Source organism: Phyllobacterium sp. P5_D12 (assembly GCF_054049495.1).
This window is the reverse complement of sequence record NZ_JBFUMG010000121.1, coordinates 1-10,522: the sequence shown is the minus strand read 5'-3', so window position 1 is coordinate 10,522 and position 10,522 is coordinate 1. Positions and strand designations below refer to the sequence as shown.

The 10,522-nt window shown below is 57.2% G+C and carries 11 protein-coding genes; 9 read left to right on the top strand and 2 right to left on the bottom strand.

Annotated features, from left to right (window positions below; all coding sequences use genetic code 11):
• Together ACXJ5O_RS10595 and bcsN are read right to left on the bottom strand one after the other, a co-directional pair.
• A partial coding sequence (locus tag ACXJ5O_RS10595; RefSeq protein WP_457299863.1) for a glycosyltransferase occupies positions 1-738 on the bottom strand: 738 nt, incomplete at its 3' end.
• Between the two features lie 123 nt (positions 739-861).
• Positions 862-1,839 carry a cellulose biosynthesis protein BcsN gene (gene bcsN, locus ACXJ5O_RS10590; RefSeq protein ID WP_457299862.1) on the bottom strand — a complete coding sequence of 326 codons (978 nt, stop codon included), beginning with the start codon at positions 1,837-1,839 and terminating at the stop codon, positions 862-864.
• A 444-nt stretch (positions 1,840-2,283) separates the two neighbouring features.
• On the opposite strand from bcsN, the gene ACXJ5O_RS10585 reads away from it, so the two are divergent.
• The 9 genes from ACXJ5O_RS10585 to ACXJ5O_RS10545 all read left to right on the top strand — a co-directional run.
• Positions 2,284-3,609: an ABC transporter substrate-binding protein gene (locus ACXJ5O_RS10585; protein ID WP_271895290.1), complete on the top strand. Its 1,326-nt coding sequence runs from the start codon at positions 2,284-2,286 to the stop codon at positions 3,607-3,609.
• Positions 3,610-3,683: 74 nt separating this feature from the next.
• Positions 3,684-4,673, top strand: coding sequence for a carbohydrate ABC transporter permease (locus ACXJ5O_RS10580; RefSeq protein WP_457299861.1), 990 nt, complete (start codon positions 3,684-3,686; stop codon positions 4,671-4,673).
• Entirely contained in the window at positions 4,670-5,623 is a 954-nt protein-coding gene (locus ACXJ5O_RS10575; protein WP_457299860.1) for a carbohydrate ABC transporter permease, read from the top strand. Before ACXJ5O_RS10580 ends, ACXJ5O_RS10575 begins: the two co-directional genes overlap by 4 nt.
• Positions 5,620-5,826 carry a hypothetical protein gene (locus ACXJ5O_RS10570; protein ID WP_457299859.1) on the top strand — a complete coding sequence of 69 codons (207 nt, stop codon included), beginning with the start codon at positions 5,620-5,622 and terminating at the stop codon, positions 5,824-5,826. Before ACXJ5O_RS10575 ends, ACXJ5O_RS10570 begins: the two co-directional genes overlap by 4 nt.
• A gap of 3 nt (positions 5,827-5,829) precedes the next feature.
• Positions 5,830-6,927, top strand: a complete 1,098-nt coding sequence (locus ACXJ5O_RS10565) for an ABC transporter ATP-binding protein (RefSeq protein WP_457299858.1) — start codon at positions 5,830-5,832, stop codon at positions 6,925-6,927.
• The gene (locus tag ACXJ5O_RS10560; RefSeq protein ID WP_457299857.1) at positions 6,920-7,927 is read left to right on the top strand and encodes an ABC transporter ATP-binding protein; all 1,008 of its coding nucleotides are present in this window, start codon (positions 6,920-6,922) and stop codon (positions 7,925-7,927) included. The genes ACXJ5O_RS10565 and ACXJ5O_RS10560 overlap by 8 nt, the downstream gene beginning before the upstream one ends.
• Positions 7,928-7,992: 65 nt before the next feature.
• Entirely contained in the window at positions 7,993-9,672 is a 1,680-nt protein-coding gene (locus ACXJ5O_RS10555; RefSeq protein ID WP_457299856.1) for a dihydroxyacetone kinase subunit DhaK, read from the top strand.
• On the top strand, positions 9,629-10,276 hold the full coding sequence (dhaL, locus tag ACXJ5O_RS10550; protein WP_457299855.1) for a dihydroxyacetone kinase subunit DhaL: 648 nt from the start codon (positions 9,629-9,631) through the stop codon (positions 10,274-10,276). Before ACXJ5O_RS10555 ends, dhaL begins: the two co-directional genes overlap by 44 nt.
• Positions 10,273-10,522, top strand: a 250-nt coding sequence (locus ACXJ5O_RS10545) for a PTS sugar transporter subunit IIA domain-containing protein (protein ID WP_457299854.1), incomplete at its 3' end; no start/stop codon positions are given. The genes dhaL and ACXJ5O_RS10545, both read left to right, overlap by 4 nt.

Sequence of the window (10,522 nt, the reverse complement as noted above, 5' to 3'; positions counted from 1 at the left end):
TTCCAACAGGAAATCGCGTGCAGGCGCGTGGTCGGCGTCGAAGACCGCGATCAGTTCGCCAGTCGAATGTTCCAATCCGTTGTTGAGATTGCCGGCTTTCGCATGCGCATTCTTCTCGCGGGTGAGATAGCGCACGTCGAGCGCTTCGGACAGGGCTTTGAGGTCGGTGAACCGCTTTTCCGCGCTGTGGGCTTCAACGATTTTTTCAGCATTTCGTTTTTGTACCGTCCCACCATCGTCAAGAATCCAGACGGTTATCCTGTCGGCGGGATAATCCATGGCTTTTGCCGCAGCCATGGTATTCGCCAGGAGTTCGATGTCCTCGTTATATGTCGGAATGAAGACGTCGACGCTCGGCAGTTTGCCCTTGGATGTTGGCCGGCCGGGCCGGTGCGGCAGAGGCATTGCCACCACGAACAGGCTGAGTGCCAGCATCATCACGCTATACATTTCCGCTAGATACAACAGGAAACCGGGGATGAAGTTTTCCAGCTGGTTGATCGGAGGCAGGGTACTGGTCGTGCGCCAGTAGACATAACGCATGACGATAGCCGTACCGAAGGCTAGCGCGATCAACCGCCAGATACCACCTGCATTCAGTGTCTTGAGCACCATCATGATGGCGAGGACCGTCGCACCGGCGATCAGCTGCGTCTGCAGGTTCACTGGTAAAGTGACGAGCAGGAGCACGCAGATCGACATGAACATCCATATGATGATGATGCCTAGTCTACGCATGAATCACCATTTGGATCTGATGATGGGCAGGTGAGGCGTTCATATCATTTCCCGATTGTGTGAGGTTGTAGCCGCTTCGTGTATGTTTTCCCTGATGAGTGTAACGCTCCAAAAGTTTCTGGTTTACTGCTGACCGGTTGCCGGAGGCGGTGGAACGTAAATGTTGCTGTTCGTATTTGCCGGCCGAGTGCCCGCTCCCGGCACTACCGGAGCGGTACCGATCGGCTGGATGGTACTCGTGCCCTGCATGCCGGGCGGAGGCGGAACGAGCGGCCCGATGGGTGCAGGCCTCACTCTCATAGGAGCAGGCGCAGCTTGCGTATCGACCCTGCGTTGGACCTGCTGCGGCGCCCGCGCCCGTACCGGCGGCGGCATCAGCGCTTCGGCGGGCGGTGCCTCTGGACCCGACGAATAGACGTCCTCACCGGATTTTCCAAGATTTTCAGCAGGCCCCGGGGCGTCGCCGTATGGATTCCAGCTATAGTCATTAAATGCCGCGTTGACGCTGTACCCATACATAAATGCCAGCAATTGCTGTTCGGTCAGGTTTGAATCGCACAGCCGCAATCGAACCTGGATGGATCCCCGGCCGGTCAGCCAGCGGGTCTGGCTTTCACCCGGGCGGATGCGTTGCCACGCATAAACGCATGTGTCGCCTGAGCGCGACCGCCCCGACGCGAAGCCAAACGGACCGTAGCGATTTTGTACATAGTTCGGCGAGCGTTTCATCGCTATCCCTGGGAGGGTACCACGCAGTTCACGCGAAATGTCGGTGACGCCCAGTTGGGAGTCACGCAATTTATCGCCTCCGGACAAATTGGCTTTGACCGGCCCGAAGAACTGCACGCGCAAAACGTTCTGGCCAGGCGTCCGGGCGGAGGTGGCGAGCAGAATTTCCTGCTGGACAGCATTGTTATAGGGCCGCTCGATGACGCTGACGATCGACGGACCGCCGGGCGGGGGCAGCGCAAAAGCCTGATTGGTATCGACGGTACGGGTCGATACCAATATCTGCGGCGCACCACCGGCGGCGCAGCCCGCTAGCAATGAAATTAAGATCAGCCCTACCGCCTTCATGTACATCAAAAAAGCGTAGGTCATCGTACTGATTCGTTCAAAGGTTGTGGTCCAAATACCTTGGGAAAAGTCGGATTATCCGTTTTATTTCCGCAGATAACGTTGATCTTGGGATGATGGACTGCCAGCCGCATTGGCAACCCATAGGGCTCACGCATGCTTTCTGTCGCAGTGCTGTCAACACCGTCTTTCATTTGGCGAAGCGGCTCAACAAGGAAGTCCTTATCTCATCCGCCGTTGCGAAAGAGGTCGATAAGCCCTGGTCGCCCTTGGGACAGGCTTCGGAAGTGCAGCCCAATCCAACGCCAAGGTGTGCGGTGCAGCAACGATTCATGCTTGAAATGTTCAGTAAAGAGCGTATCACTTAACAAAATTACTCAACACGATGGGACGATCGTGTGAGAACAAGGGAACGAAGGATCTTTTCAAAGAGCGGCGCGGTGTCGCTTGTGTATCTGGGAGGAATGCATGAAAACGATAAAGCAGGCCCTGCTCGGGGCGACCTCGGCGTTTGTGTTGTTTGTGGCAGCGCCGAACCTTGCAAAAGCCGATGAGCTGACCCTGTGTTGGGCGGCCTGGGACCCAGCCAACGCATTGGTTGAGCTCTCGAAAGATTTTACTTCTCAAAGCGGAACGACAATGAAGTTCGAATTCGTGCCTTGGCCGAATTTCGCCGACCGCATCCTCAATGAACTCAACTCCGGCGGCAAGCTGTGCGATCTCCTCATCGGAGATAGCCAATGGTTAGGCGGCTCGGCTGAAAATGGCTACTACGTGAAGCTCAATGATTTCTTCGACAAGGAAGGGATCAAGATGAGCGATTTCGCCGATGCAGCGGTCAACGCCTATGCGACGTGGCCAAAGGGCACGCCGAACTATTGGGCGTTGCCGGCGATGGGCGATGCCAATGCCTGGTTCTACCGCAAGGACTGGTTTGCCCAGCCGGAAATCCAGGCTGAATTCAAAAAGAAATATAATCGTGATCTGGCCGCTCCAACGACCTGGGATGAGCTGCTGGAGGTTGCCGAGTTCTTTAATGGGCGGGAAATCGACGGCAAGAAGGTCTACGGGGCTGCGATCTTCACCGAACGCGCTTCCGAAGGCATCACCATGGGCGCAACGTCGGCGCTTTATCCCTATGGCTTCAAGTATGAAAATACGCCGGGCAAATATGACATGGAGGGCGCGGTCAACTCGCCAGAAGCAGTCGCCGGGCTCGAGGCCTACAAGAAACTCTACAAATGCTGCACGCCGCCCGGATATACTGATGCCTATATGGGCGAAAGCCTCGATGCGTTTAAATCCGGACAAGTGGCCATGGCGATGAACTGGTTCGCCTTCTTTCCGGGTCTCTACAAGGACGAGAAGGTCGGCGGCGACAAGATCGGGTTCTTCGTCAATCCGAAAGAGAAGGTTGCGGCATCGACACTCGGCGGACAGGGAATTTCCGTCGTTGCCAATACTGACAATATGGATGGCGCTCTTGCCTATATCAAATGGTTTGCCCAGCCGGATGTTCAGAAAAAATGGTGGTCGCTTGGCGGATACGCTGTGCACAAGACGGTGTTGAACGACCCGACATTTACGGAGAGTCAGCCGTTTGCCGCGGATTTCCTTGTGGCCATGAATCAGGTTCAGGATTTCTGGCAGGAACCGTCCTATGCTATCCTTCTGCAGGCAATGCAGAAACGCCTTCACGATTACGTCGTTGCAGACAAGGGCACAGCGAAAGAGGCGCTTGATGGGCTGGTCAAGGACTGGACAGAGGTCTTCAAGGACGACGGGAAGCTTTAAAGCTCCGGCGCTTCAGATGACCCCGTGCTGAAATGACTGCCCGGATCCGAAAACGTACCGGGCAGTTCTTTCGAATGCGACGCTTTAAAACCCAGGTGAAGTCAGTGACCGATACAAGTTCCACCATTTTGGGTGAGGCTGTTGCCCGTGCTACGCCGGCGCCCATCGCCTCCAGAATTCGCGGCCTGTCCGATCGCTCCATGGCATGGCTGTTCATTACGCCCGCCATCGCTTTGCTTTTGGCCGTCAATATTTTTCCGCTCATCTGGGCGATCTACCTTTCATTTACGAATTTCAGGGCGAACCGGCCTAATGCCGCGCTCGAAAGTGTTGGCCTCAGCAATTATAACCGGGTGCTGAATGATCCGAATATATGGCAAGCCATGCAGACGACGGCGCATTTCGTCTTCTGGACGATCCTGCTGCAGACGCTGATCGGATTTTCGCTGGCCTATCTGATTGACCGGAAATTTCGCGGCCACGCTTTCTGGACGACTGTCATCCTTGTTCCGATGATGCTGTCTCCAGCCGTTGTCGGCAATTTCTGGCGATTTCTCTATCAGCCGCAGATTGGCCTTTTCAATCACATCGTGTCTTTTCTAACCGGTATCCCGCCGTCGTCGTTCGAAATGCTGGGTTCGGTTCGGCTTTCGCCCTGGGCAATTATTATTGTCGATACCTGGATGTGGACACCTTACGTCATGCTGATTTGCTTAGCCGGGCTGCGATCGATCCCCGACTATATCTATGAGGCTGCCGAGGTGGATCGGGCTTCGCTTTGGCGCCAGTTCTGGTCGATCACACTGCCGATGGCGCTGCCTTTCATCATGCTCGCGGTACTCTTCCGTGGCATCGAGAACTTCAAGATGTTCGACATGGTGACCCTTCTCACTGGCGGTGGTCCGGGTTCGACAACGGAAGTCGCCTCCATCACGCTGAAACGGGAGGCTTTTGAAAGCTGGCGCACCGGACGTGCATCCGCCTTCGCCATCATTCTGTTTGTCGCGGTGTTCGGTCTCGCCAACATCTATGTAAAAGCTCTCAACAAGGTGAAACAGCGATGAGTTCTGTCAACACCGCCCATTCGGTCGTCGAGCCGAGCCGTACTTCCAAGCGCATCGCTGCGACCATCGTCATCGCCTATGCGGTCATCACGATGATCCCGCTCGTATGGATCGTTCTGACCAGCTTCAAATCACCGCCGGATTCGATCAGTTATCCGCCGAAAATCGTGTTTCAGCCGACGCTGGAGGGTTATTGCAATCTGTTTACAACGCGCACGCGGCAAACCTCCGACTACATCACTTCGCTTGGGGCTCCGACGAGTACCTGCGATGAAATCACGCGAAGCCGCAACATGGTCATCGCCGGGCCTTCGAACTACTGGCCGCGTTTCCAGAATTCGCTGGTGATCGCTTTCGGCTCGACGTTCCTCGCCGTCTCGCTTGGCACGCTCGCAGCCTATGGATTTTCGCGTTTCAAGGTCCCGCTCGCCGAGGACTTGCTGTTCTTCATTCTCTCGACGCGGATGATGCCGCCGATCGCCGTCGCAATCCCCATTTATTTGATGTATCGGCAGCTTGGCCTGTCTGACACGGCGCTGGGCATGATCCTGCTTTATACGGCCGTAAACGTCTCGCTTGCCGTCTGGCTCCTCAAGGGTTTCATCGACGAAATCCCGCGCGAATACGAAGAGGCAGCCATGATCGACGGCTACACGCGCATGCAGGCCTTTTTCAAGGTCGTCCTGCCGCAGGCGACCACGGGCATCGCCGCAACGGCCATCTTCTGTCTGATCTTTGCCTGGAATGAATATGCCTTTGCGGTGCTCTTGACATCGGGTGCGGCCCAGACTGCTCCGCCATTCATTCCAACGATCATTGGTGAAGGCGGGCAGGATTGGCCGGCCGTTGCCGCCGGTACGACGATCTTCGTCGTACCGATCCTGGTTTTCACGATCCTTCTGCGCAAGCAGCTGTTGCGCGGTATCACCTTTGGAGCAGTACGCAAATGACGGCTCAGTCACCTGTCCCTTCAAAACCAAAACGGCCGTTCTTTCTCAGGCGCGGTCCTATGGAGAACATTGCGACTGGTCTGATCGGCCTCGGATTTCTGATGCTGTTCCAGCCTTTCCTTCTGATCTTTTACACGTGGTCGCTGGTCACACTGCTGGCGGGTACTCTCATGTTCATCATCGTTTCAAAGTTCCCGGAGTAGACGATGGCAGAGATCAGAATAGAAAATCTGCGCAAGGAATTCGGTGCTTTCAGCGCAGTGGAAGATTCGAGCTTCGTCGTCCGCGATGGGGAATTCCTGGCCCTGCTTGGTCCATCGGGCTGCGGCAAGACAACGACACTGCGGATGATTGCGGGGCTTGAGCTGCCGACCAGMGGCAAGATTTTCCTTGGCGGTGAAGACGTCACGTTCAACCGGGCGAGGGCGCGAGACATTGCATTCGTTTTTCAGCTCTTTGCGCTTTATCCGCATATGAATGTGCGCAAGAACATTGGGTTCCCGCTGCTCGCACAGGGCATTGCCAAAGCGGAAATCCGCGCACGCGTAGAAGAGACGGCAAAGCTCCTGCAGATCGACCATATTCTTGACAGGTCGGTATCGGGTCTGGCGGGCGGCGATCGTCAGCGCGTGGCGCTCGGAAGGGCCATCGTCCGGCGTCCCAAGTGCTTTCTGATGGATGAGCCTCTCGGCACGCTGGATGCAGAGTTTCGTGATCTGATGGTTCGGGAACTGCGGGAGTTGCATAACAGGATCCGTGCCACCACGGTCTACGTCACCCATGACCAGCTGGAGGCGATGGCAATGGCAGACAAGATCGCGGTGATGAACCACGGCATCATCGAGCAATTCGGTACGCCTCAGGAAATCTACAATCGTCCGGCGACCATGTATGTCGCTGATTTTATCGGCTCGCCGCCGATGAATTTCCTGCGGTTTACGGCCGGCCTGCAAAAGGGCGCACGATCCGTTGTTGTCGATGGCGTGGATATTTCTGTGCCGGAAATCCATCAGGACCTTGCAGAAGGCGAACTCGCGCTTGGGGTGCGGCCCGAAGATATAAGTTTCAGCGATGCGTCCTCCTTGCGCGGCGCTGTTTTTGGCAGTGAATATCACGGGACCAACCAGATCGTCGCAGTGGAGATGGGTAAGGGACTGGTCAAGGCGCGTGTACCAGCCGATCAGAATTTCCGCATCGGCGAAACCGTGGGACTTGAACTCAACTACGACAAACTGTCTCTCTTCGACTGCACATCCGGCAGGGCCGTTTCGTCATCCCGCTATGAGGAGCATCATCATGGCTGAAGTCGTCCTGCAAGGCATCAACAAGAATTTCGGCGAAACCCGTGCCGTCTCCGATGTGGATCTGGTTGTTGCCGACGGAGAATGCGTCGTCCTGCTTGGCCCCACCGGTGCCGGCAAGACCACTACGCTGCGCCTGATTGCCGGGCTGGAGCGCCCCGACAGTGGCCGCATCATTATTGGCGGATATGATGTGGCGAGAGAAGCGCCGGCGGGCCGCGATGTCGCGTTCGTTTTTCAGCAATATTCGCTCTATCCGCATCTGTCGGTCTACGACAACCTCGCTTTTCCCCTGCGGTCGCCGGCCCGCCGTCTCGGCAAGGATGAGATCGATCGCCGGGTTCGGGAAGTCGCGCGGATGGTGCGCATCGACCACAAGCTCGAAAACCGGTCGACCCGGCTTTCGGGCGGCGAAATGCAACGCGTCGCCATCGGCCGGGCGCTTGTACGCCGGCCCGCGATCTATCTCATGGACGAGCCGCTCTCCTCGCTGGATGCGAAGTTGCGCGCTGATCTTCGGCTGGAACTCAAACGCATTCAGAAAGAGCTCGGATCAACGCTTCTCTACGTGACACATGATCAGATCGAAGCCATGACAATGGCCGATCGCATCGGCATTCTCACCGAGGGTCGATTGGTGCAGATCGGATCGCCGCGAGAAATCTACAGCAACCCGGCTAATGTTCATGTCGCTGCGCGGCTTGGGCAGCCGCATATTAATCTTTTTCCGGCTAACCTTCTGCCGGACAGCAAGATTCCGGCAGGGACACGAACGATCGGGGCGCGGACCGAACATCTGGACATAACGCTAGGCGGCGATGTCAATGCGCACGTCGATTGGGTGGAGCACCTCGGAGACCAGAATCACCTGCATATACGGGTCGGCGACTGCAAGCTGATCACTTTGGCCAACCCGCGTCTGCCGGTAAAACCGGGAGATCCAATTGGCCTAGCGCTCAGAAATCCGCTGTATTTCGGTGCGGATGGAAACAGGGTGGTTTGAGGGATTGCCGCGATCCGAATGGTTTGTTCAACACGCGTAAAAGGTGAAAAGACTGGAAAATGCCGATGAAACACTTTTTCAACCGCAGGGAAAACATAGTTACCGAGGCGCTGGATGGTCTGTTGCTGACGAGTCGTCCCGGAATGCTAGCGCGGCTTGATAGCTATCCGGATATCAAGGTCATCCTGCGTGCGGACTGGGACAAGTCCAAGGTCGCCGTCATATCCGGCGGTGGTGCGGGTCATGAGCCTTCCCACGCCGGGTTTGTCGGAAGGGGCATGCTGACGGCCGCCGTTTCGGGCGAGATTTTTGCCTCTCCCAGCGTTGATGCTGTGCTTACGGCGATCCGCGCTGTCACAGGGCCGAAAGGTTGCCTGCTGATCGTCAAGAATTACACCGGCGACCGGCTGAATTTTGGGCTCGCCGCTGAAAGAGCGCGCTCCGAAGGGTTCAGGGTGGAGATGGTCATCGTAGCGGACGATATTGCGCTTCCCGACCTTGCCCAGCCGCGTGGAGTTGCTGGCACGCTGTTCATTCACAAGATCGCAGGCTTTCTCGCCGAACGCGGCGATAGCCTTGAAGATGTAGCTGCGTCTGCTGCATCGGCGGCTGGCGAGATTGTGTCGCTGGGTGTCTCGCTGTCGACATGCTCGATCCCCGGCCAGGAGCAGCAGCAACGCCTCGGCGCTGACGAGGGCGAACTCGGTCTTGGCATTCATGGCGAGCCGGGGGTCGAACGTATCGCGATCCAGGAGTCCGGGAGGATCGTCGCCATCATGGCGGGGCGGCTTGCAGCGTCTCTGCCGGGGACGGGCGACTATGCGTTGTTGATCAATAACCTTGGGGCTGTGCCGCCATTGGAAATGAGCCTCATTGCCCATGATGTTCTTGCGTCTTCGCTGGCGGATCGGGTGAAGCTTGTGATCGGCCCCTCGCCAATGATGACAGCGCTCAACATGAACGGCTTTTCGCTTTCGCTCATCCGACTCGAAGCAGAACGTGAGACGGCGCTTGCCTCTCCCGTCGCCCCTCATGCGTGGGCTCCGCCGGTTCTACGGCATGGCCTGGATATTATTCCCGCGCCCAAGGTCCCGGTTGGAGAGGCCATGGCCGCGGCGAGCCACGATCCGTTGGCGGAAGAATTGGTGACTGCCATGTGCCAGCATCTGATCTCGCTTGAAGCCGAGCTCAATCGTCTGGATGCCCGCACTGGAGACGGCGACACGGGATCGACAGTTGCTGCTGGGGCGCGAGGCGTGCTTGGCAAGATCAAGTCATTGCCGCTCGCTGATAATGCGGAAACGCTTGCAGCAATCGGTGGGATTTTGGCAACCAGTATGGGTGGATCAAGTGGCGTTCTGCTCTCGATCTTTTTMACGGCAGCAGCCAAAGCAATGACGGAGAAGAACAATCTGCCTGTCGCACTGCTTGAGGGCCTCGACCGCATGACTTTTTACGGCGGAGCCAGACCAGGTGACAGAACCATGGTGGACGCGCTCGATCCGGCATTGCGAGCCTTGGCGGCAAGTGGACCCTCTGACGCTGCCAGGGCGGCAGTTACGGGTGCCAATGCCACCATGGCGATGACCAGAGCAAATGCGGGCCGGGCATCGTATGTGGGTGCGGGGCATCTCGCCGGTGTCGCTGATCCGGGAGCCATCGCTGTCGCTGCTGCTTTCGAGACTGTCGCAAAGGTGATCGATGGTAAAGTCGCGCGAGGGGAGACTTCCGTCGTTGCAGACTGATCGGGAACTTATGCTGGGACTGATCGAAGCCTGCCACGAGGCCATCGTGATCCATGCAGATGACCTGTGCGAGCTCGATCGGGCCATCGGCGACGGGGATCACGGGACCAACATGCGGCGTGGTTGCGAGGCGGTGTATCTCGATCGGGAACGCTTATGCAGCTTGCCGCTGCCGCAGGCGATCGAAACGATTGGGATGACGCTTGTCATGAGCGTCGGCGGCGCTTCAGGGCCGCTTTACGGGACCTTGCTGATCGAAATCGGACGGCGGCTTAGCACCCGGGAAAACGAGGCGGATTTCGCCACCATCCTCGGAGAGGCGATCGATGCAGTGGCGCGGCGCGGGCGCGCTCATGCAGGTGACAAAACGTTGCTCGACGTGCTCTACCCCGTTCAAACAGAAATGGTAAGGCAATCGGCCTTGATCAACATTGCCAAAAGGGCGGAGGTGTCTGCGCAACTAACAGCTGGCATGAAGGCGATGCGGGGACGTGCTTCGTTCCTTGGAGATCGTTCCATTGGCCATGTCGATCCGGGGGCGTCGAGCTGTGCTCTCCTGACAATAGCCATTTGCCGCTACCTGAAGGAGTACCGTCCGGCATGAAAGGTAAGATTGCAAATGTGGGTATTGTGATCGTCTCGCACTCGCCGCTCGTTGCGAAAGGCACTGCCGATATGGTGCGCCAGATGGTTGGCGATAGCGTGCCGCTTTCATGGTGCGGAGGCAATCCCGAGGGCGGTCTCGGTACCAATGCGGCGGGTATTCTTGCGGCCATAGAGGCAGCATGGTCCGATCATGGAGTTGCGGTGTTTGTTGATCTCGGTGGCGCGGAGACCAACAGCGAAATGG

What these genes read in the sequence shown, in the direction of transcription:
- bcsN (WP_457299862.1), bottom strand. Translation starts at nt 1,839, where the DNA reads ATGACCTACGCTTTTTTGATGTACATGAAGGCGGTAGGGCTGATCTTA.
- ACXJ5O_RS10585 (WP_271895290.1), top strand. Translation starts at nt 2,284, where the DNA reads ATGAAAACGATAAAGCAGGCCCTGCTCGGGGCGACCTCGGCGTTTGTG.
- ACXJ5O_RS10580 (WP_457299861.1), top strand. Translation starts at nt 3,684, where the DNA reads ATGCGACGCTTTAAAACCCAGGTGAAGTCAGTGACCGATACAAGTTCC.
- ACXJ5O_RS10575 (WP_457299860.1), top strand. Translation starts at nt 4,670, where the DNA reads ATGAGTTCTGTCAACACCGCCCATTCGGTCGTCGAGCCGAGCCGTACT.
- ACXJ5O_RS10570 (WP_457299859.1), top strand. Translation starts at nt 5,620, where the DNA reads ATGACGGCTCAGTCACCTGTCCCTTCAAAACCAAAACGGCCGTTCTTT.
- ACXJ5O_RS10560 (WP_457299857.1), top strand. Translation starts at nt 6,920, where the DNA reads ATGGCTGAAGTCGTCCTGCAAGGCATCAACAAGAATTTCGGCGAAACC.
- dhaL (WP_457299855.1), top strand. Translation starts at nt 9,629, where the DNA reads ATGGTAAAGTCGCGCGAGGGGAGACTTCCGTCGTTGCAGACTGATCGG.